17 protein-coding genes are annotated in these 21,316 nt (G+C 72.9%); 9 read left to right on the top strand and 8 right to left on the bottom strand.

Annotated elements, in window-relative coordinates; translation table 11 throughout:
- Window positions 1–30: 30 nt before the first annotated feature.
- Window positions 31–1,227, bottom strand: coding sequence for a threonine synthase (locus tag ACE1OA_RS12615; protein ID WP_432752785.1), 1,197 nt, complete (start codon window positions 1,225–1,227; stop codon window positions 31–33).
- 192 nt (window positions 1,228–1,419) lie between these two features.
- On the opposite strand from ACE1OA_RS12615, the gene ACE1OA_RS12610 reads away from it, so the two are divergent.
- Together ACE1OA_RS12610 and ACE1OA_RS12605 are read left to right on the top strand one after the other, a co-directional pair.
- Window positions 1,420–2,994, top strand: coding sequence for a S8 family peptidase (locus ACE1OA_RS12610; protein ID WP_356606825.1), 1,575 nt, complete (start codon window positions 1,420–1,422; stop codon window positions 2,992–2,994).
- Between the two features lie 150 nt (window positions 2,995–3,144).
- Entirely contained in the window at window positions 3,145–4,368 is a 1,224-nt protein-coding gene (locus ACE1OA_RS12605) for a DUF4190 domain-containing protein (RefSeq protein ID WP_432752784.1), read from the top strand.
- Between the two features lie 215 nt (window positions 4,369–4,583).
- On the opposite strand, the gene ACE1OA_RS12600 is transcribed toward ACE1OA_RS12605, so the two are convergent.
- A complete protein-coding gene (locus tag ACE1OA_RS12600) occupies window positions 4,584–5,924 on the bottom strand; it encodes a glycoside hydrolase family 18 protein (protein WP_432752783.1) in 1,341 nt (446 codons plus the stop codon).
- A gap of 214 nt (window positions 5,925–6,138) precedes the next feature.
- Between ACE1OA_RS12600 and ACE1OA_RS12595 the strand changes: the two genes are divergently transcribed.
- The 6 genes from ACE1OA_RS12595 to ACE1OA_RS12570 all read left to right on the top strand — a co-directional run bounded on the left by ACE1OA_RS12595 (window position 6,139) and on the right by ACE1OA_RS12570 (window position 13,121).
- Window positions 6,139–6,891: a GntR family transcriptional regulator gene (locus ACE1OA_RS12595; protein WP_356606831.1), complete on the top strand. Its 753-nt coding sequence runs from the start codon at window positions 6,139–6,141 to the stop codon at window positions 6,889–6,891.
- Between the two features lie 280 nt (window positions 6,892–7,171).
- On the top strand, window positions 7,172–8,914 hold the full coding sequence (locus ACE1OA_RS12590) for a purine-cytosine permease family protein (protein WP_356779031.1): 1,743 nt from the start codon (window positions 7,172–7,174) through the stop codon (window positions 8,912–8,914).
- 156 nt (window positions 8,915–9,070) lie between these two features.
- The gene (locus ACE1OA_RS12585; protein ID WP_352192255.1) at window positions 9,071–9,250 is read left to right on the top strand and encodes an SPOR domain-containing protein; all 180 of its coding nucleotides are present in this window, start codon (window positions 9,071–9,073) and stop codon (window positions 9,248–9,250) included.
- Window positions 9,251–9,322: 72 nt separating this feature from the next.
- Window positions 9,323–9,754, top strand: a complete 432-nt coding sequence (locus ACE1OA_RS12580) for a (deoxy)nucleoside triphosphate pyrophosphohydrolase (protein WP_356779030.1) — start codon at window positions 9,323–9,325, stop codon at window positions 9,752–9,754.
- A 202-nt stretch (window positions 9,755–9,956) separates the two neighbouring features.
- On the top strand, window positions 9,957–10,379 hold the full coding sequence (locus ACE1OA_RS12575) for an ATP-binding protein (protein WP_356606838.1): 423 nt from the start codon (window positions 9,957–9,959) through the stop codon (window positions 10,377–10,379).
- 177 nt (window positions 10,380–10,556) lie between these two features.
- Window positions 10,557–13,121 carry a SpoIIE family protein phosphatase gene (locus ACE1OA_RS12570; RefSeq protein WP_432754058.1) on the top strand — a complete coding sequence of 855 codons (2,565 nt, stop codon included), beginning with the start codon at window positions 10,557–10,559 and terminating at the stop codon, window positions 13,119–13,121.
- Between the two features lie 91 nt (window positions 13,122–13,212).
- On the opposite strand, the gene ACE1OA_RS12565 is transcribed toward ACE1OA_RS12570, so the two are convergent.
- Together ACE1OA_RS12565 and ACE1OA_RS12560 are read right to left on the bottom strand one after the other, a co-directional pair.
- On the bottom strand, window positions 13,213–13,920 hold the full coding sequence (locus tag ACE1OA_RS12565) for a PspA/IM30 family protein (protein ID WP_356606840.1): 708 nt from the start codon (window positions 13,918–13,920) through the stop codon (window positions 13,213–13,215).
- A 120-nt stretch (window positions 13,921–14,040) separates the two neighbouring features.
- Window positions 14,041–16,149 carry a TPM domain-containing protein gene (locus ACE1OA_RS12560; RefSeq protein ID WP_432752782.1) on the bottom strand — a complete coding sequence of 703 codons (2,109 nt, stop codon included), beginning with the start codon at window positions 16,147–16,149 and terminating at the stop codon, window positions 14,041–14,043.
- Window positions 16,150–16,270: 121 nt separating this feature from the next.
- On the opposite strand from ACE1OA_RS12560, the gene ACE1OA_RS12555 reads away from it, so the two are divergent.
- Entirely contained in the window at window positions 16,271–17,308 is a 1,038-nt protein-coding gene (locus ACE1OA_RS12555) for a hypothetical protein (protein ID WP_432752781.1), read from the top strand.
- 96 nt (window positions 17,309–17,404) lie between these two features.
- On the opposite strand, the gene ACE1OA_RS12550 is transcribed toward ACE1OA_RS12555, so the two are convergent.
- From ACE1OA_RS12550 to ACE1OA_RS12535, 4 genes are read right to left on the bottom strand one after another with little or no spacing between them, the layout of a single operon-like run.
- The gene (locus tag ACE1OA_RS12550; protein ID WP_356606846.1) at window positions 17,405–18,175 is read right to left on the bottom strand and encodes a succinate dehydrogenase/fumarate reductase iron-sulfur subunit; all 771 of its coding nucleotides are present in this window, start codon (window positions 18,173–18,175) and stop codon (window positions 17,405–17,407) included.
- A complete protein-coding gene (locus ACE1OA_RS12545) occupies window positions 18,172–20,085 on the bottom strand; it encodes a fumarate reductase/succinate dehydrogenase flavoprotein subunit (protein ID WP_432752780.1) in 1,914 nt (637 codons plus the stop codon). Before ACE1OA_RS12545 ends, ACE1OA_RS12550 begins: the two co-directional genes overlap by 4 nt.
- 1 nt (window position 20,086) lies before the next feature.
- Complete coding sequence (locus tag ACE1OA_RS12540) at window positions 20,087–20,926, bottom strand: hypothetical protein (protein ID WP_356606850.1); 840 nt, start codon at window positions 20,924–20,926, stop codon at window positions 20,087–20,089.
- Between the two features lie 12 nt (window positions 20,927–20,938).
- The gene (locus tag ACE1OA_RS12535; protein ID WP_386541148.1) at window positions 20,939–21,187 is read right to left on the bottom strand and encodes a hypothetical protein; all 249 of its coding nucleotides are present in this window, start codon (window positions 21,185–21,187) and stop codon (window positions 20,939–20,941) included.
- Between the last annotated feature and the right edge of the window lie 129 nt (window positions 21,188–21,316).

Below are 21,316 nucleotides of genomic sequence, written 5' to 3'. Positions count from 1 at the left end.
ACGGGACCGACCGAGCCCGCCCGGCGCCGGCTACGGGGCGGTCGCCCCCGCCGCCAGGCCCGTCTTGGCGCCCGCGCCGCACAGGGGGACGACGGACAGGCCCGGCCGGGGCGCGGCGCGTACGGCCGCCCAGCAGGCGACGCCCGTCGACTCGACGAAGAGGCCCCGGCGGGCCAGGTCCAGCTGGGCGGCGCGGATCTGGTCCTCCGTCACGGTCAGGAACGTCCCGCCCGTCTCGCGCACCGCCCGCAGGATCTGGTGGGCGCGGGGCGGGTTCGGGATGGCGATGCCCTCGGCCAGGGTGGGGCGCGGCGCGGCGGGGGCCGAAAGGTCCTCCGCGCCCGCGTGGAAGGCCGTGGCCAGCGGGGACACGGCCTCGGCCTGGACGGCGACCAGTGCCGGGCGGGTGTCGACGAGGCCGTGCCGGTGGAGTTCCGCCACCGCCAGTGCGGCGCCCAGCAGCAGGGTGCCGTTGCCGACGGGCACCACGAGGGAGTCGGGGAGCCGGCCGCCGAGCTCCTCCCACAGTTCGTAGACGTACGTCTTCGTGCCGTGCAGGAAGTGCGGGTTGTACACGTGCGAGGCGTAGAAGGTGCCGGGCTCGTCGGCCGCCGCGCGCGCCGCGCGGGCGGTGTCCTCGCGGTCGCCGGGGACGACCGTCAGGCGTGCTCCGTGGGCCCTGATCTGCTCCAGTTTCTTGGGGGAGGTGCCGTCGGGGACGTAGACGACGCAGTCGAGACCGGCGCGCGCGCAGTAGGCGGCGACGGCCGTCCCGGCGTTGCCGCTGCTGTCGGCGAGGACGCGCCGTACGCCGCCGCCGCGGGTGAGGCGGCGGGCGAGTTCGACGAGCATCACCGCGCCGCGGTCCTTGAAGGACAACGTCGGCATGAGGAAGTCGAGTTTGGCCATCACGGCGCCCGCACCGGCCCCCGCCCCCGCGGCGGTCTCCGCGGAGGCGAGGGCCGCGGTGCCCGGCGCGGTCAGGGGGACGAGAGGGGTCCGGCCCTCCCCGAGGGTCACGTGGGGGATCTCGGTCGCCAGGGGCAGCGCCTCCTCGTAACGCCACAATGAATTCACGCGTGACGTAAGGGACTTGAGTGACAGGGGTGCGCTGTTGAATTCCAGGTCCCACGGTCCCCGGCACTTCGGACAACACCAGGTGAGAGCGTCAGCGGGGGCGTGGACCTGGCAGCGGGGACACACGTAGGCCGTCATGGTGATCAGCATGGCAGCCGTGTGACGCCGTCGTTTCGTGGCGCTCGGAACCCTTGTGAGATTCCTATGGATCCGTCAATCTTTCGCTCGGCAGCCGGATGTGCGCGGCCGGCGGGGCATCTCGCGGTGTTCCCCGGTTGAAACTTTGACATGTCCCTGTCGTACCCCCACAGCAACGCACCACCTATGAGGAGGACCCCTCACATGTCAGTGATGCGTGATACGCGGCGCAGACTCGCCGCCGCCGGTGCCATGGCCGTCGCCGCCCTGACCCTCGGTGCCGTCTCGGCCCTGCCGGCCGTCGCCGCCCCCACCGCGCCCGAAGGCGTGATCCAGAACGCCGGCGCCCCCGGCACGGTCGCGGGCAGCTACATCGTCACCCTCGACGAGTCCGCCCAGGCCGAGACGGCACGGGGCCGGGCCGTCGCGGCCGAGTACGGCGCGAAGATCAGGAAGACGTACACCTCGGCCCTCAACGGCTACTCCGTCGAGCTCTCCGAGGCGCAGGCGAAGAAGCTCGCCGCCGACCCGGCGGTCGCCTCCGTCGTGCAGAACCGCGTCTTCCGGATCAGTGGCACGCAGCCCTCCCCGCCGTCGTGGGGCCTGGACCGGATCGACCAGAAGGCCCTGCCGCTGAACCAGAGCTACACCTACCCGGACAGCGCCGGCCAGGGCGTGACGGCGTACATCATCGACACCGGTGTCCGCATCACCCACAGCGACTTCGGCGGGCGGGCCACCTACGGCTACGACGCGATCGACAACGACAACACGGCCCAGGACGGCCACGGTCACGGCACGCACGTCGCCGGCACGGTCGCGGGGTCCTCGTACGGCGTCGCCAAGAAGGCCAAGATCGTCGGCGTCCGGGTCCTCGACAACTCCGGCTCCGGCACGACCGAGCAGGTCGTCGCCGGCATCGACTGGGTGACGCGGAACGCCGTGAAGCCGGCCGTCGCCAACATGAGCCTCGGCGGCGGCATCGACACGGCCCTGGACACGGCCGTGCGCAACTCGATCGCCTCGGGCGTCACCTACGCGGTGGCCGCGGGCAACGACAGCTCCAACGCCTCCAACTACTCGCCGGCGCGCGTCTCCGAGGCGATCACGGTCGGCTCCACGACCAGCTCCGACGCCCGCTCCAGCTTCTCCAACTACGGCAGCGTGCTGGACATCTTCGCCCCCGGCTCGTCCATCACCTCGTCCTGGAACTCCAGCGACAGCGCCACGAACACCATCTCCGGCACGTCGATGGCGACCCCGCACGTGGCCGGCGCCGCCGCCGTCTACCTCGGCGACAACCCGACGGCGACCCCGGCCCAGGTCTCGACGGCGCTGACGACGGCCGCGACGCCGAACGTCGTCGGCAGCCCCGGCACCGGCTCCCCGAACAAGCTGCTCTTCGTCGGCGGTGGCGGCACCACCCCGCCGCCCGGTCCGAAGTTCGAGAACACGACGGACTACGCGATCAACGACAACGCGAGCGTCGACTCCCCGGTGACCGTGAGCGGCGTCGCCGGCAACGCCCCGGCCGCGCTCCAGGTGCCCGTGAACATCGTCCACACCTACATCGGTGACCTCCGTGTCCAGCTGGTCGCGCCCGACGGCACGGTGTACACGCTGAAGGCCTACGGCACCGGCGGCAGCGCCGACAACATCAACACCACGTACACCGTGAACGCCTCCTCGGAGGTCGCGAACGGGACGTGGAAGCTGCGGGTCAGCGACAACGCGAACTACGACACCGGGAAGATCGACTCCTGGGGTCTGCAGTTCTGACCGGTAGCGGTCGAATCGAGGGGCGGTCGCCGATGGGCGGCCGCCCCTTCGTCGTGCACCGCCCCGGCGTACCGGCTCCGTGCCCCCACCACGTACGATGCGCGCCCGATCGCCTGTTCGTACCCTCGCCCTCACAGGAGCACCGTCGTCGTGGAGCCCTCCCAGCCGCCGCAGGATTCCCAGCCGCCCCAGCAGGGCTGGCCTGCCCCGGAGCCGTCGAACCCGATGGGGGCCGCACCCGGCGCTGGGACACCGCACACCGCCCCCGGCCCGTACGGCCCCGGCCCCTACGCCCCCGGCCCGTACGCCCCCTTCGGCCCGTACGGCCCCGGGGGGCCGGGCGGTCCAGGACCCTACGGCGCTCCGGCGCGCTCCACGAACGGCATGGCCGTCGCCTCGCTCGTCGCGGGCATCGTGTGCTGCCTCCCGCCCCTCGGCCTGATCCTCGGTCTGGTCGCGCTGCCCCAGATCAGGAGGAAGGACCAGGCGGGCAAGGGCCTCGCCGTCACCGGCATCGTCCTCTCCGCGGTCAGCTGCCTGCTGATCGTCTCCGGCCTCGTCAGCGGCGGCTTCCGCGAGGCGTGGGACGGCTTCCGCAAGGGCATGGACGAGGCCGCCCGCTCCCAGTCCACCTTCGAGCTGCGCAAGGGCCAGTGCTACGACGTCGACGGCGAGGTGGAGGCACTCACGTCGGACGTCCGGATCGTCGACTGCGCGCGCGAGCACGAGGGCGAGGTCACCGGCAGCTTCGAGCTCACCGGCACCACCTGGCCGGGCGAGGCGAAGATCGACGGGATCGCCGAGGACCGCTGCGAGGACATCAGCTACTCCTACGCGCTGGACTACCAGGCGATCCCGGACGACGTGTGGACCTTCTACTACTACCCGAGCAAGGCGAGTTGGCGTACCGGCGACCGCGTGGTGACCTGCTCGTTCATCGTCGACGGGGGCGAGCCGATGAAGGGGTCGGTGCGCCGGGACGAGACCACGCTCGGCGCCGACCAGGTGCTCTTCCTGAAGAGCACGAACGCGATCGGCGACGCCCTGGAGGGCGAGCCGGAGGAGGACGCCGACGAGGACCTCGACGGCAACAAGGCGTGGGCGGGCAAGGTGCGCGGCGCCCTCGAGGCCGCGAGCCGGGGCCTGAAGGGTCACTCCTGGCCGGGTGCCTCCACGGCCCCCGTCGCGGAGCTGACCAAGGAACTGGACGCGGCGGCCGCGAAGTGGGACAGGCTGGCGAAGGCGGCCGACGAGGACGTCTTCTGGGAGCACTACGACGCGGCCTACGAGATGACCGTGTGGAAGGCGGAGCCGCGTGTGCGGGCGGCTCTGGGCCTGGCCACCACGGGGCCGGAGGCGGGCGCGAACGCCTGAGCCGGTGGCCGCCGGCGTCCGTGCGGACGGGGCCGGGCCTCCGCACGGGAGACCCGGCCCGTCGTCCGCGGGCCGGGACGGTGGGCCCGGTACGGCGGCCCGTGACCGACCGCCGTCGCGGACCACACCGCCGGTGGCGGGTCGGCCCGCGGTCCGTGGCGGCGCGACGGGGGAGCGTCGCGCCGCGGAGGGACGGTGTCCTCAGCGCGGGACCGTCACCGGCGGCCGAGACCCCGGTCGACGGCGGTGATCAGCTGGCCGTCCGGGGTGTCCCCGTCCAGCGACCAGAACATCGCTCCGCCGAGTCCCCTGGCCCGCACGTACGCCGACTTGGCGCGCAGCACCTGCGGGTCGTCGTACGTCCACAGGGTCGTGCCGTCGAACAGCCAGGCGTGGCCGTTCTTCCGGTCGCGGTGCACCGTGAACCGGCCGGAGTCCGCGAGCCGCTCGAGGGCCTTGTAGTCCTCGGAGCCGGCCGCCCAGGTGCCCGGTGCCGGGCCCGTCGCCGGCTGTCCGAGGCCGTCGCCGCCGCCGGTGACGCCGGTCCAGCCCTGCCCGTAGAAGGGCATGCCGACCACGAGCTTGTGGGCCGGCGCGCCGCGCCGCAGCCAGTCGCCGACGGTCTGGTCGACGCTGAAGTCGTTCTTCGCGAACAGCGCGGACTGCTGGGCGGTGGTGGTCTCCCAGGAGCCGTGGAAGTCGTAGCCCTGGAGGTTGACGAAGTCGAAGTCGCGCATGATCTTGCGGACTTCGAAGCCCGCGTCGATCTTGGCGGGCGCGGTGGGGACGAAGGCCGACAGCTCGTAGTGCTTGCGCGGGCCCTTCCGGGTCTTCGCGTAGGCGTCGAGCTGGGTGCGGAACTCCCGTACCAGCGCGGTGAAGTTCTGCTTGTCCTCGGGACGGAAGACCGTGTCGACGTCGCCGGCCGAGCCGGGCCACTCCCAGTCGATGTCGATGCCGTCGAAGAGTCCTGCCGCGGCCCCGGCGCCGCCGCGGGCGCCGTCGACGGGCAGGTCGCCCTTGATGTAGAGGTCGATGCAGGAGGAGACGAACGCCTTGCGGGAGGCCGGGGTGCGGGCCGCGTCCGAGAAGTGGGTGGACCAGCTCCAACCGCCCAGCGAGATCATGACCTTGAGGCCGGGGTGCTTGGCCTTGAGCTCGCGCAGCTGGTTGAAGTTGCCGGCCAGCGGCTGGTCGGCCGTGTCGGCCACGCCGTCCACGGATCCCGCGGCGTCCAGCGGGCGGACGTAGTCGGCCCAGGCGTCGGCCTCGCCGGGCACGTTGCCGGTGAAGCACTTGCCGTCCGGACCCACGTTGCCGAAGGCGTAGTTGATGTGGCTGAGCTTGGCGGCGGTACCGCTGGTGTCGAGGTCCTTGACCTGGAAGTTCCGTCCGTAGACGCCCCATTGGGTGAAGTAGCCGACACGCTTGTACCCGGACTTGTCCGGTACGGGGTGGTGGGCGGGGGCGTTCGCGCCGGCCGCGGGGGAGAGCGCGGCGAGCAGGCCGAGCGAGGCGGCGGCGATCGTCAGCCGGGAGAGGGTTCTGCGACGCATGAGGCTCGTTTCCTGTGCGTGTGCCGGAAGGGAGCGGTGCTCACAGGAAAGTATTGGTCTGGACCATTGAGGTCAAGGGTTCTGCGGCCATACCTGCGGTAAGCGCAGGCGTAAAGGCAAATCATCACTTCGAGTGAAACTCTGGCCCATGCTTGCGGGCGGACACCGAGGGTTGTCACTCTGTAGCTGTCCGTCAACCTGAGGGGAGTGTCCTGTGACGTTCGGTGAGCAGCCCGCTTATCTGCGGGTGGCGAGCGATCTCCGGGAGAAGATCGCCAACGGCTCGCTTCCACCGCATACCCGGCTTCCCTCGCAGGCACGCATCCGCGAGGAGTACGGGGTCTCGGACACCGTCGCACTGGAGGCCCGCAAGGTGCTGATGGCCGAGGGCCTGGTCGAGGGCCGCTCGGGCTCGGGGACGTACGTGCGGGAGCGGCCGGTGCCGCGCCGGATCGCCCGCTCCGGTAACCGGCCGCCGTCCGGGGCCAATCCCTTCCGGCAGGAGCAGGCGCTCGACGGGGCGCGCGGCACCTGGGAGTCGCGCAGCGAGCAGGAGCCGGCGAGCGCCGCGGTGGCCGAGCGGCTCGGCATCGAGCCCGGGGAGCGGGTGATGCGCACGCGGTACGTGTACCGGGACGGGGGCGAGCCGATGATGCTCTCCACGTCCTGGGAACCCCTCTCGGTCACCGGCCGGACGCCCGTGATGCTGCCCGAGGAGGGGCCGCTCGGCGGATGCGGGGTCGTCGAGCGGATGGCCGCGATCGACGTCGTCGTCGACAACGTGGCGGAGCAGGTCGGCGCGCGTCCGGGGCTGGCGGAGGAGCTCCTGGCGCTGGGCGGAGTGCCCGGCCATGTGGTGATGGTGGTCGAGCGGACGTACTACGCCTCGGGGCGGGCGGTGGAGACCGCCGACGTCGTCGTCCCGGCCGACCGCTACCGGATCGCGTACCACCTGCCCGTGCGGTGACGGGCGTGGCGCCGGCGGTCCGCCGGTGGTGGAGGTCCGGCGGTCGCGGGCGCCGTTGCGGCTCCCGCCGGGGTGCACGGCTCCCGGCCGGGCTTCCGCGAGCGGCCGCCCGCCCCCGGCGACCGCTGGGCGGACGGTCCTGTCCGAGGTCCGTGACGCCGAGTTAACGGGGTTCCGGCGGCTGTAACCGCGAGGCAACCGCCCGCTGTGACGAACCGTCACGCCCGGCTCCTACCTTCCTCGTCCGTACCCGCAACCCGGTCGGACGACAGGAGCCCCCATGACGGACACGGTCGCGCGCGACACCACCCCCGTGCCCACTCCACCGCCCCGCCGCAGCTACGCCAGGCTGGCCGCCGACGAGAGCCGCGAGGACTACTCGCTGCGGTACGCCCCGCACTCCTTCCGGCGCTGGTCCCCCTCGACGGTGGCGGGCACCGCCCTCGGCGGCATCGCCTATCTCGCCGACTTCGCCATCGGCGCCTCGATCGTCTTCACCTACGGCTTCACCAGCGGCCTCGCCTCGATCCTCACCGCCGCGGTGATCATCTTCCTCACCGGCATCCCCATCGCCCGGGCCTGTGCGACCTACGGCCTCGACATGGACCTGATCACCCGAGGGGCCGGCTTCGGCTACTTCGGCTCGACCCTCACCTCACTCATCTACGCCTCCTTCACCTTCATCTTCTTCGCGCTCGAAGGCTCGATCATGGCCCAGGCCATGCACCAGGCCGTGGGGCTGCCCGTCGAGATCGGCTACCTGGTCACCACCCTGATCGTGATCCCGATCGTCTTCCGGGGCATGGGCGCCCTCGCCAAGGTGCAGGCGTGGACCCAGCCGGTCTGGATCGTCGGCATGGTGCTGCCCTTCGTGGTCCTCGCCTTCGAGGCGCCGGACGCCTGGGGCGCCTTCGGTTCCTTCGGCGGCACGGAGGGGGCCGGGTCGGGGTTCTCGTGGATCGGGTTCGGCCTGGGTACGGGCGTCGCCCTCTCGCTCATCGCCCAGATCGGCGAGCAGGCCGACTACCTGCGCTTCATGCCGGCGAAGACCGAGGCCAACAGGCGGCGGTGGAACCTCGCCGTGCTCGCCGCCGGACCCGGCTGGGTCGTCATCGGCGCGGCCAAGCAGCTCGGCGGCGCCTTCCTCGCCTTCGTCGCCCTGGAGGCCGTCGGCAAGACGCATGCCCTGGAGCCGATCGCCCCGCAGATCGAGGCGCTGCGGCCCTGGCTGGGCTCGCTGGCACTGCCCGCCGCGGCCGTCTTCGTGATCGTCTCGCAGATCAAGATCAACGTGACCAACGCCTACAGCGGTTCGCTGTCCTGGTCGAACTTCTTCTCCCGCGTGACCCACCGTCATCCCGGCCGGGTCTGGTACATCTTCCTCAACCTCGCCATCGCCCTGACGCTGATGGAGATGAACATGTTCGCGGCCCTGGGCAAGCTGCTCGGGTTCTACTCCAACGTCGGCATCGCCTGGATCGCCGCCGTCGCCGCCGACCTCGTCATCAACAAGCGGGCCGGCTGGAGCCCGCCGTACATCGAGTTCAAGCGCGCCTACCTGTACGCCGTGAACCCGGCCGGCTTCGGCGCCATGACGATCGCCTCGACCGTCTCGATCCTCGCCTTCTTCGGACTCTTCGGCACCTACGCGGAGGCGTTCTCGACCTTCATCGCGGCCGGTCTCGCGCTGGTCCTGTGCCCGCTGATCGCCTGGGCGACGAAGGGCCGGTACTACCTGGCCCGCCCGAACCCCGTGTGGGGGCCCGAGCGGGCGGCCGGGGGCACCGGGGACGGGGCGGACGCCGGCGCCCCGGACGTGACGGCCACTCATGTCTGCGCGGTCTGCGAGACGGCGTACGAGCTCCCGGACATCGCCGACTGCCCGGTGCGGTCCGGGCCGATCTGCTCCCTCTGCTGCTCCCTGGACGCCGAGTGCGGCGACGTCTGCCGCAAGGACCCCGCGGCGGCCGGTCCGGTCCTGATGCCGGTGCCGACCGTGCCCAAGGCGCCGCCCGGGGCGTGACGTTCGGCCTCCCTCCGTCGGTTCCCGGCCGGATCCGTACCTCTTTGTGAAAACCCGTAACCGCTGTGTAAAGGTCAGGCGTAAGGTCGGGCATATGCAGACTGCGGTTTCCTGGAGATCGTTAGAGACGGCCTGCCCGGCGGAGGGGGATGCCCGATGACCGACAGTGGCCCTGTCCTTCCCTGGCTGGTCATACGGCAGGACGACAACGGCAACCGCTATCGCGTCGGGCGGTACGCGACCAGGGACGAAGCCCAGAAGGTCGCCGACAGCCTCGACGACCGCGGGCACAAGCAGCTCTACTGGGTGGAGCGCATCGGCCAGCCCGCCGTCTGACGCCCGCGGGCCGCGCTTCGCCGCCCCGGGCGGGGTCCGGGCCCTGTCCGGACGGGACCTAAGCTCGTGCCCATGACCGATCGCAGCGCCGGCCACGTCGTCGTGGTCGCGGGAGCCGTGTACGACCGGGGACGCCTGCTGGCCGCGCGCCGCAGCGCCCCCGCCGACCTGGCGGGCCGCTGGGAGCTGCCCGGCGGCAAGCTGGAGCCGGGCGAGAGCGCCCGGGAGGCCCTCGTCCGCGAGCTGCGCGAGGAGCTGGGCGTTGAGACGGAGCCCGGTGAGCGCATCCCCGGCGAGTGGCCGCTGAAGCCCGGCTACGTCCTGCAGGTGTGGACCGCCCGGCTGCTCTCCGGCGAGCCGCGCCCGCTGGAGGACCACGACGAGCTGCGCTGGCTGGCCCGCCACGAGCTGGACACCGTGGACTGGCTGGACCAGGACCGGCCCGCCGTCGCCGAGGCCGCCCGGTGGCTGCCCGCCCTCCCGGGGGACGGCGTCCACGGCTGAGCCCGGCCGGACCTGAGGGGCGCCCCGCCGACCGAGCCGGGCCCGGCTCGGACCTGAGGGGCGCCCCTACGCCGTTCGTGCCACCGTGCACCCGCTCCCGCACAGGGCGCGATATCAGGCCTCGAATATCGGGTATGTCCTGATTGACCCCCGAAACGGACGTGGGCCTTCCTTCTGGTGACGGCTGGGGAAGTGATCGGGTGTGATCGACACCGAAGACGACTGCGTCGAATGGAGTTTCCCGGCGGAGGCAGATGCCGTACGCACCGCACGCCACGCCGTACGGGACGCCCTGCGGACCTGGAAGATCGACCCGGCCGTCGGTGACGTCACGGTCCTGCTGGTGAGCGAGCTGGTCACCAACTCGCTGCGCCACGCCTCGGGCCCCATCGGCGTCCGTCTGGTCCGCCTCCACCCCGACGGCGACGACCCCGCCCGCCACCGCGGTCTCCTGGTGGAAGTCTCCGATCCTCTTCCGGATCCGCCCACCGAGCGTCCCGCCGGACCCGAGGACGAAGGGGGACGCGGACTCCAGCTGGTGGCCTGTTCTGCGCGCCGCTGGGGTACCCGCAGAGGAAGGACGGGCAAGACAGTGTGGTTCGAGCTGGCCTTGCCTGGTGAGTAACTAGGGGAAGGGACGATCATTGGGGACCCGGCTCAAAACGAACGAGACCACCCTGTGATCGTGAACGTCGTGCCGTCCGGGGCCGTAGTGCTGAATACTGCGGTCATGGCCGGTCCGGTGTGGTGAGCTGGAGGGGACGGTCGCGTGAGCGAGATACCTGAGACGGCGAGCGGCGTCATGTGGCAGAGCAGCCCGCCCGGCTCGATCTATGACTACATCCGGGTCGCCTCCTTCTCGATAGGGCCCGACGGGCTCGTCGACCAATGGAGCCGACGGGCGGCCGACCTCTTCGGCGTGCCCGCCGAGGAGGCGATGGGCAAGGATCCCGTCGAGGCATTCATGCCCTCCGACCTGCGCGATCGTGGCCGCCGCCGGGTCTCGGAGATCCTCGACGGCAAGGAGTGGACGGGCCTCGTCCCCTTCCGTATCCCCGGGCAGAGCCGCCCGCAGGGGATCGCCGAGATGTACGTCATGCCGAGCGAGACGCCCTCCGGGGAGCGGGCCGCGCTGTGCATCGTGGTCGACGTCCGGGCCCTGCGGCACATCGAGACCGACCTGGCCGCCTCGCAGGCGATTTTCGGCCAATCCCCCTTCGGCTTCCTGCTCTTCGGCACCGACCTCACGGTGACGCGCGCCAACCAGCGCTTCGCCACCGTCTTCGGCGGCTCGGCCGACGACCACCGCGGCCGTACCGTGCACGACTACCTCTCCCGGCCCGAGGCCGACCGGATGACGGACGCGCTCCGGCGCGTCCTGGAGACCGGCGATTCCGTCACCGAACTGCAGATCATCGGTGCGGCGCCCGGCTCCACCGACCGCCGCCACTGGTCGATCAACCTCTACCGCGTCCACAGCGGCTCCGGCCGCCCCATCGGCGTCGCCGGCCTCGGCATCGACGTGACCCGCCGCCACAACGCGGCCCGCGAGGCGGCCAGCGCCCGGCGCAACCTGGCCCTCCTCAACGAGGCCGGCGCCCGCATCGGCAACTCCCTCGACCTGGAGGCCACCGCCCGCGAGCTCCTCGACGTCGCGGTCCCCGGCTTCTGCGACCTCGCCTCCGTCGACCTGTACCAGGGGCTCCTGACCGGTGACGAGGCCCCGCCCGGCCGCTGGGGCGGCTCCCACGACGTGGGCTACGGGGGCAGTGCCGAACTGCGCCGGGTCGCCTTCGCCAGCGCGGTGTCCGACACACCGCTGCGCACCGACCAGAACGCCGACGGCGGCTGTTGCGGCACCGGCCCCGTCGACGTCGGTTCCGTCCACCGCTACCCCTTCAACTCGCCCTGCGCCGGGGCCCTGCGCACCGGCAGGGTGCGGACCGTGCCGGGCGGCGACGGCAGTCTCGTCCAGTCCACCCTCGTCGTCCCGATGGTCGCCCACGACGTCGTCGTCGGACTCGTCCAGTTCTCCCGCACCAAGGGCAGCGAGCCCTTCGGGGAGCGGGACCGGGCCCTCGCCGTCGAACTGGCCGCCCGGGCCGCGGTCTGCATCGACAACGCCCGCCTCTACCGGCGGGAGCACGAGCGCGCCCTCATCCTCCAGCGCAGCCTGCTGCCGCCCGGCGACCCCGAGGCCGCCGGCCTGGACATCGCCTGCCGCTACCTTCCGGGCACCACGGCCACCGAGGTCGGCGGCGACTGGTTCGACGTCATCGAGCTCCCCGGCCACCGCACCGCCCTCGTCATCGGCGACGTCATGGGCCGCGGCCTGCGCGCCGCGGTGGCCATGGGCGAACTCCGCACCGCGGTACGGACCCTGGCGCAGCTCGACCTGGAGCCCGCCGAGGTCCTCTCCCACCTCGACGAGATCGCCCGCGGTCTCGGCGCCCCCGCGGGCGCCCAGCAGAGCGCCCGCGCGCACAAGGCGCGCGGTCCCGAACTCTCCGAGGTCTACCTCGCCACCTGCGTCTACGCGGTCTACGACCCGGTCACCCGGCGCTGCACCTTCGCCAACGCCGGCCACCTGCCGCCGGTCCTGGTCGTCCCCGGCGAGGAGGCCGAGCTGCTCGACGTGCCCCCGGGGATGCCGCTCGGGGTCGGCGGCGAACCCTTCGAGGAGGTCGAGGTCGAACTGCCCGAGGGCGCGCTCCTCGCCCTCTACACCGACGGGCTCGTCGAATCACGCGACCATCCGCTCGACGAGGGCCTGAGCGCCTTCCGCAGCGCCCTCACCGACCCCGCCGAGCTGGGGCCCGCCTACGGCGGCGAGCCCTCCGCGCACTCGCTCGAGGACGTCTGCGACCACGTCCTGGCCACCCTCGACACCCGGCACGGCGAGGACGACATCGCCCTGCTGATGGCGCGGATCCAGGGTCTGCCGAGCGAGGCGGTGGGGGACTGGCGGCTGCCGAGGGAACCCCGCTCGGTCGGCCGGGCCCGTGAGCTGGCCCGCGCCCAGCTCACCGCCTGGGACCTCGAACCGCTGGTGGACACCGTCGAGCTGCTGGTCAGCGAGCTGGTCACCAACGCCCTGCGCTACGGCGAGGGCGAGATCCGGCTGCGGTTGCTGCGCGACCGGACGCTGGTGTGCGAGGTCTGGGACGCGGGCCTGGTCCAGCCCCGGCGCCGCCGGGCCCGGGACACCGACGAGGGCGGGCGCGGACTGCAGCTCGTGGGCCTGCTCAGCGAGGCCTGGGGGTCGCGCCGCACCCCGCGCGGCAAGACCGTCTGGTTCGAACTGCCGCTGCCGGACGGCGAGGGCGTCGCGGAACCGACCGTGGAGCAGCTGCTGAGCATGTTCTGACCGGCCGGCCGGCCGGTCACCGGGACCGTAGCCGTCCCGCCGGGCAGCTCTCCGCGCCCGGCGGGACCGGCGGGAAATCTCCGGGCACGGGCTACCCCTTGAGCGCGGCGAGCCGGGCCTCGATCTCCGCGCTGTCGCCGAGCGCGTCCAGCTGCTCGAACTGGGCGTCCAGCGAGGACGCGGCCAGCTCCTGCTTGCCCATCGCCTTCGCCTCCTCGCGCCGCACCTTGTCCTCGAAGCGGTTCAGCTCGCTCGTCGGATCGAGCACGTCGATGCTCTTCACGGCGTCCATCATGCGGTTCTGCGCCTCGGCGGACTTCGACCGGGCGACCAGCTCGTCGCGCTTCGCCCGCAGCTCGCCGAGCTTGACCTTCATCCGGTCGAGGCCGCTGCGCAGCTTGTCCACGACCTCGGTCTGGGCGGCGATCGTCGGCTCGGCCGTCCTCGCCTCCTTCTCGGACTGGAGCTGCCGGCCCAGCGCCACCTTCGCCAGGTTGTCGAACCGGTCCGCCTCGGCGGTCCGCCCGCCCGTCCGCAGCTCGTCCGCCTTCCTGCTGGCGGCCAGGGCCTTCTCGCCCCATTCCCGGGCCGCGTCCACGTCCTCCCGGTGGTCCTGCTCCATCAGCCGCAGGTTGCCGATGGTCGTCGCCACCGCCTCCTCGGCCTCCGCGATGTTGTCGGTGTAGTCGCGGATCAGCTGGTCCAGCATCTTCTGCGGATCCTCGGCCTGGTCCAGCAGGGCGTTGATGTTGGCCTTGGCGAGCTGGGTGACACGGCCGAGGATCGTCTGCTTGGTCATCGTCCTTCTCCTTGAACGCACGGGATGACGGTTCGGGTGGGGGCGCCGGCGGTGGCGCCGGGGACTTCGGGGGCGCGTCCACGGACGTGCGGCGGCGGGTGCGCGGACGGCCGGGCGGCTTCAGAAGCGGCCCCCGCCGCCCAGCCGGCCGCGGGTGCCCCCGCCGCCGAAACTCCCGGGCCCGCCCCCGCCCCCGAACCCACCGCCACCCCCGCCGAAACCCCCGCCGAATCCCCCGCCGTGGCCGCCTCCCCGTCCGCCGCCGAACAGCCCGCCGAGGATGATGCCGCCGAGCACCGCGCCGCCGAGCCCGCCGCCCCCGCCGCCGCCCACACCCGTCACACCGCCCAGGCCGTCCGGGTTCCCGTACCCGCGGACGTCCTGCTCGGCGAGGTCCTGTGCCCGCCGGGCCAGCGCGTCCGCCTGCTGCGCCTCGGCCAGCGCGCTCCGCGGGTCCTCGTCGGCGAGCAGCCGCGCCTTCTCCAGCCGGCGCTGGGCCTCGGCCAGCCGGGTCCGGGCCTCGCTGCCGACCGCGCCGCGGTGCGTGGCGACGTAGTCGCCGGCCGCACCGATCGCCGAACGGGCCGTCAGCATCGCCTGGTCGAGCAGCGCGCGGGCCCGGCGGGTGCCCGAGGCGCTTTCGCGCGCCCCCTCCAGCGCCTCGTCGAGAGCGGTGTCGACCTCCTCGACCCGGCGCAGGGCGTCGAGCGGGTCGTGACGGCCCGCGTCCACGGTGCGGCGGACGTCGGCGGTGACGGACTCCGCCCGGGCGATCCGGCCCTGGAGGTCGGCGGTCGGTACGTCCTCGGCCGTGCCCTCCAGCAGGCCGCGGGCCTCGGCGAGGTCGGCCTCGGTCTCGGCGAGCGCGTGCGGCAGCCGGCCCACGGCCTCGGCGAGCTCCTGCGCCCGCCGGTCCACGGCCTCGGTGAGCCGGGCCGCCTGGTCGACGGCGCCCTCGGCGGCGCGGACGTGCACGGCCGCGACGCCGTTCTCACCCGCCTCGACGGCCTGCCGGGCCCGCTCCAGGTTGGCCGTGGCGAACACGAGCCGGTCCCTGGCCTGCTCGACGTCGCTCGCGACCGGGGAGGCCGCCGACTCGGCGTACCGCTCGCGCATCGCCGCCAGGGCCGCCTGCGCCGTGTCGACGCGCCCGGTCTGTTCGAGGGCCGCGCTCTCGGCCGCGGCGAGGGCCGCGGGGGCGTTGCGCTCCAGCGCCCGCAGGCGGTCGAAGTCCTCCGACTCCGCGTCGAGCCGGGCGTTCGCCCGTCCGCAGCGCGCGACGATCTCGTCGAGCATGGACCGGCGGGTCGCGTCGTCCTCCGGGACGGCGTCGTCGAGCTGCTGCCGGAGCCGGAAGGAGGCGGTCAGCTCGCCCCTGGCGAAGGCCACGGCCTCGGTGAACGGCCGCACCGCCTCCTCGCCGAACTGGGCGGTCGCGAAGCCGAGTTCCTCGTCGCTCGTACGGACGGCGTCGTCGGTGGCGACCAGCGCCGTGCGGGCCAGCCGGTCCAGCTCGCGCAGGCCCATCGGCGCCGGCTCCTTCGGCGGGCCCCAGGTCTGCCCGCCCGGCGGGGGCGTGGGGGGCGCGGCGCGCCGTCGGCGGCGCAGGTAGGCGTAGGCGGCCACGGCCCCCGCTCCGCCGACCAGGACGACCGGGAGCACCAGGTCCGTCGCCGAGGTGCCGTCGTCCGCCGCGCCGCCCGGGTCGGCGGGGCCGGGCGTGACGGCGGGTGTGGGGATCGGCCGGCCGCCGAGTACGGCGTCGAAGCCGTCCGCCGCGCCGATCGCCGCCCCGGCCCAGTCGTTCTGCCGCAGTGCCGGCTCGATCGCGGTCCGCGCCACGTCGTCGAGCTGGGTCTGGGTGACCGGGGAGCCGGGGTCGGCGGAGTAGCCGTACCGGCGGTCATGGGTGGCCACCGCCAGGAGGACGTCGTCCGTGCCGAGGCCGTTGCGGTCGGCGGTGGCGTCGGACCAGCCCTGGGGGGAGCGTCCGGAGAAGTCCCGCACGTAGACGACGAAGAGCTGGAGCCGCCGGTTGTCGTAGAGCCGGTCCAGGGCCCGGGCGACCTCGTCGCGCCGGTCGCCCAGCGCGTCGACCGTGTCGGTGATCTGCCCGTCGCGGGACAGCACGACGGGGTCGTCGGCGCGGGCGCCGTGCGCGGCGGGTACGGCCAGCCACCACGCCGCCACCAGCACCGCGAGGAGGGCTCGGGCGGCTGTTCGCGTCACATTGGGGAGATTATGTCCCGGTATCGGGTGGCGCACCCGGACCGGAACCGTCCGGTCCCGTTCGGCGTCCCTTCCCGATGGCCGCCCCGAGGGCGGTGATCGGCATCGGACGGGGGCGGACATGGGGGCACGGATGGGCACGCGGGACCGGTTGCGCGGATGGTGGCGGCGGGGGCGCTGGGTCGTGCTCGGCCTCGTCCTCCTGCTGGTCCTGCCGCCGGCGACCGGCGCGCTCGCGCTGCGGCTGAACTACACCGGCGACCTGCGGGAGGGCACGCAGTCGCGGGGCAAGGACGCCGTCTGGCTGGGACACGCCTGGGTCGACGGCCGCAAGAAGGACGCCGACCTCGCGGCCTTCGCGGCCCGGATCAAGGGCACCGGGATACGGGACCTCTACGTCCACGCGGGTCCGCTGGAGCACGACGGGACGCTGCCCGCCGACCGCTACCCGCGGGCGAAGTGGCTGATCGAGAACGTGCACCGGACGATGCCCGGCATCCGGGTGCAGGCCTGGCTCGGCGACGTGCTGGCCACCGAGGGCCCGGACGGGCTGAGGCTGGAGGACGCGGACTCGCGCCGCGCCGTGGTGGGCTCCGCCCGGCAGATCCTGGACACCGGCTTCGACGGGGTGCACTTCGACCTGGAGCCGCTGCACTCCGACGACGCGCACTACCTCTCGCTCCTGGACGACCTCGGCGCGCTGACCGGTCCCCGCGGGGCGCAGCTCTCGGTGGCCGCGCACCAGATCGATCCGCTGCCGTCCGCGCACTCGGTGCTGGGCGCGCTGAGCGGCAGCGAGAAGTGGTGGTCGCAGGAGTTCTTCGGGCAGGTCGCCCGGCGGGTCGACCAGATCGCCGTGATGTCGTACGACACCTGGATGCCGCTGGAGGGGATGTACGGCGGATACGTCGCCCAGCAGACCAGCCTGGCCCTGGAGGTCACCCCCGAGGACACCGACCTGCTGATGGGCCTGCCCTTCTTCCACGAGGACGACCTCGGGCACCACGAGTCCGCGGAGACGGTCGAGGCCGCCGTGCGCGGCACCCGGCTGGGCCTCGGGCGCACGGACGCCGACCGCGCCCGCTTCGGCGTGGCGCTCTACGTCGACTTCGCGGCCGAGGAGGGCGACTGGGCGGCCTACCGCGCGGGCTGGCACTGACGCCGCCGTCGCCCGCGCCGGGGCGGCCCGTGCGCCTCGCCGCCGCGCGGCGGTCCGTGGCCGGGGCCGTGCCGGGCCCCGGCCACGGGACAGCCCTCAGGTCTTCCGCCGGCCGATCCTGTTCCCCAGCCACACCAGCGGGTCGTACTTCCGGTCCACGGCCCGCTCCTTCAGGGGGATCAGCGCGTTGTCGGTGATTTTGATGCCCTCCGGGCACACCTCCGTGCAGCACTTGGTGATGTTGCAGTAGCCCAGCCCGTGTTCGTCCTGCGCGGTCCGCCGGCGGTCCAGGCCCGCCTCCCGCGCCGCGTCCAGCGGGTGCATGTCCAGCTCCGCGACCCGCATCAGGAAGCGGGGGCCGGCGAACGCCGTCTTGTTCTCCTCGTGATCGCGCACCACGTGGCAGGTGTCCTGGCACAGGAAGCACTCGATGCACTTGCGGAACTCCTGCGAGCGCTCGACGTCCCTCTGCTGCATCCGGTACTCGCCCGGTGCCACGCCCTCGGGCGGGACGAAGGCCGGGACCTCCCGCGCCTTCGCGTAGTTGAAGGACACGTCCGTCACCAGGTCCCGGACGACGGGGAAGGCCCGCAGCGGAGTCACGGTGAGGGTCTCCGACGGATCGAAGACGGACATCCGGGTCATGCACATCAGCCGCGGCCGGCCGTTGATCTCGGCCGAGCACGAACCGCACTTGCCCGCCTTGCAGTTCCAGCGCACGGCGAGATCCGGCGCCTGGGTGGCCTGCAGCCGGTGGATGATGTCGAGCACGACCTCGCCCTCGTTCACCTCCACCGTGTAGTCGGTCAGCTCCCCGCCGCCGACGTCGCCCCGCCACACCCGGAACCTGGCGTCATAGCTGCTCATGCGTCGAGCTCCTCCTCGGCGAGGTACTTGACCAGCTCCTCCTTCTCGAAGAGGGCGAGCAGGTCCGGACGGACGGGCTCCGTGCGGGTCCGTTCCAGCGCGACCGCCGCCGCGCCGGAACCGTCGTCGTCCACCGCGCGGCACAGCAGGTTCACCGGGCGCCATTCCCGCTCCATCGACGGGCAGTCCTCCCGGGTGTGCCCGCCCCGGCTCTCCGTGCGCTCCAGCGCCGCCCGGGCCACGCACTCGCTGACCAGCAGCATGTTCCGCAGGTCCAGGGCCAGGTGCCAGCCCGGGTTGAACTGCCGGTGTCCCTCGACCCCGGCCCGCCGGGCCCGGGACCGCAGCGCGGCGATGCGTTCCAGGGCCTCGGCCATCTCGCCCTGCCGCCGGATGATGCCGACCAGGTCGTTCATCGTCTGCTGGAGTTCCTGATGGAGGGCGTACGGGTTCTCGGCGGGCCCCTGCCCCCCGTCGCCGGCCGCCGCCCCGAACGGTGCCAGCGCCGCGGCGGCCGCCGCGGCGACCTCTGCCTCCGAGACGGCCGCGCGTCCGGTCTCCGCCGCGTGCGCGGCGGCGTGCAGCCCGGCCCGCCGGCCGAAGACCAGCAGGTCCGACAGCGAGTTGCCGCCCAGCCGGTTGGAGCCGTGCATCCCGCCGGCCACCTCACCGGCCGCGAAGAGCCCCGGCACGCCGACCGCGGCCGCCGAGTCGGAGTCGACCGCGACACCGCCCATCACGTAGTGGCAGGTCGGCCCGACCTCCATCGCCTCCGCGGTGATGTCCACGTCCGCCAGTTCCTTGAACTGGTGGTACATCGACGGGAGCCGGCGCCTGATCACCTCCGCCGGCATCCGGGTGGACACGTCGAGGTACACGCCGCCGTGCGGGGAGCCGCGCCCCGCCTTCACCTCGGAGTTGATGGCCCGGGCCACTTCGTCGCGCGGCAGCAGTTCGGGCGGGCGCCGGTTGCCGTCCGGGTCCTCGTACCAGCGGTCGCCCTCCTCCTCCGACTGCGCGTACTTCTCCTTGAAGACGTCGGGGACGTAGTCGAACATGAAGCGCCGGCCCTCGGAGTTGCGCAGCACGCCCCCGTCGCCGCGCACCGACTCGGTGACGAGGATGCCCTTCACCGACGGCGGCCAGACCATCCCGGTCGGATGGAACTGGACGAACTCCATGTTCACCAGCGGAGCGCCCGCCAGCAGCGCCAGGGCGTGCCCGTCGCCGGTGTACTCCCACGAGTTCGAGGTGACCTTGAAGGACTTGCCGATCCCGCCGGTGGCCAGGACCACCGACGGCGCCTCCAGGACGAAGAAGCGTCCGGTCTCGCGCTCGTAGCAGAAGGTCCCGGCGACCCGGCCCGAGTCGTCCTTGAGGACCCGGGTGACCGTGCACTCCTGGAGGATCCGCAGCCGGGACTCGTGGTCCCCGGTCTCCTCGAAGTCCCGCTGCTGCAGGGCGACCACCTTCTGCTGGAGCGTGCGGATCAGCTCCAGCCCCGTCCGGTCGCCGACGTGCGCGAGCCGGGGGTACTCGTGGCCGCCGAAGTTGCGCTGGGAGATCCGGCCGTCCGGGGTGCGGTCGAAGAGCGCCCCCCAGGTCTCCAGCTCCCACACCCGCTCGGGGGCCTCGCGGGCGTGGAGCTCGGCCATCCGCCACTGGTTGAGGAACTTGCCGCCCCGCATGGTGTCGCGGAAGTGGACCTGCCAGTTGTCGTGGGGGTTGGCGTTGGCCATGGAGGCGGCGATACCGCCCTCCGCCATGACCGTGTGCGCCTTGCCGAAGAGGGACTTGCAGACGACGGCGGTACGGGCGCCCCGCTCGCGCGCCTCGATCGCGGCGCGCAGTCCGGCGCCACCGGCGCCGACCACGACCACGTCCCACTCCTGCCGTGCGACCTGTGCCATGTCAGAAGATCCTCGGGTCGTCGAAGGTGCCGGTGGCGAGCAGGTAGACGTACAGGTCGCAGAGGGCGACGCTGATCAGCGAGGCCCAGGCGAGCTGCATGTGCCGCGCGTTCAGCCGTCCCGTCCAGGTCCACAGGCGGTAGCGCACCGGGTGCCGGGAGAAGTGCCGCAGCCGCCCGCCGACGATGTGCCGGCAGGAGTGGCAGGACAGTGTGTAGGCCCAGATCAGCACGGTGTTGGCGAGGAACACGAGCGTTCCCAGGCCCGCGTGGCCCCAGGCGTACGAGGCGTCGCGGAAGGTCAGCACCGTGTCGTACGTGAGGATCGCGGCGACCGGCAGGGCCGCGTAGAAGAAGTACCGGTGGGCGTTCTGCAGGATCAGCGGGAAGCGGGTCTCGCCGGTGTACGCGCGGTGCGGCTCGGCCACCGCGCAGGCCGGCGGGGAGGCCCAGAAGCTGCGGTAGTACGCCTTCCGGTAGTAGTAGCAGGTGAGACGGAAGCCGAGCGGGAAGACCAGGATGATCAGGGCGGGGGACAGGGTCCACCAGCTGCCGAGGATCTCCCAGTTCGGCCCGCCCTTCATCGGCACGCAGTTCTCCGCCAGACAGGGCGAGTAGAACGGCGAGACGTAGGGGGCGGCGTAGTAGTCGGCGGCGGCGAACGCCCGCCAGGTCGAGTAGACGACGAAGGCGACCAGCCCGGCGGCGGTGACGGCCGGCGCCAGCCACCAGCGGTCGGTGCGCAGATGGCGGGCGCCCACCGCCGCGCGGGTGGGGGAGTGCACGCCGGTGGCGGGCTGCCGGCCCGCGTCCAGGGCGGGCGGTTCGGTTCCGGTGGCCACGGTGTCCCCTCTCTACGGTGCGTGCCGGTCGCGCGCTCCGAGGCCCTCGTCGTCGACGTCCGTCCACAGCTCGCTGCGGTAGGGGGTGTCGGGGATGGAGACGAGCTCCTCGGCGCATCCGGGGCGGGCCGCGGCGCGCCCCGCCGTGCTTCCGGGGGGTCCGTCCCGCTCCGTGTCGATGCGCCGTTCCAGTTGTCCGACCGTGCGGACCAGGTCGTCGAGGCAGCGCTTCACGGCCGCCAGATCGTCGTGCAGGGACATGGATGGCCCTCACTTCCGCGATAGCGGGTGGCACACACGCGCCTGAGAGTGTCGCGCGTCACATCACGCGTTGGGAAGGCGTGTGCACGGATCGGCTCGGCGGGTGGTTGGGCCGCACGAGTGGGGTTT

Source organism: Streptomyces sp. JL2001, assembly GCF_050917515.1.
In the GTDB taxonomy this organism is placed as follows: domain Bacteria; phylum Actinomycetota; class Actinomycetes; order Streptomycetales; family Streptomycetaceae; genus Streptomyces.
The sequence above is the reverse complement of the archived record's forward strand: the minus strand, read 5'-3'. Positions and strand labels throughout refer to the sequence as shown.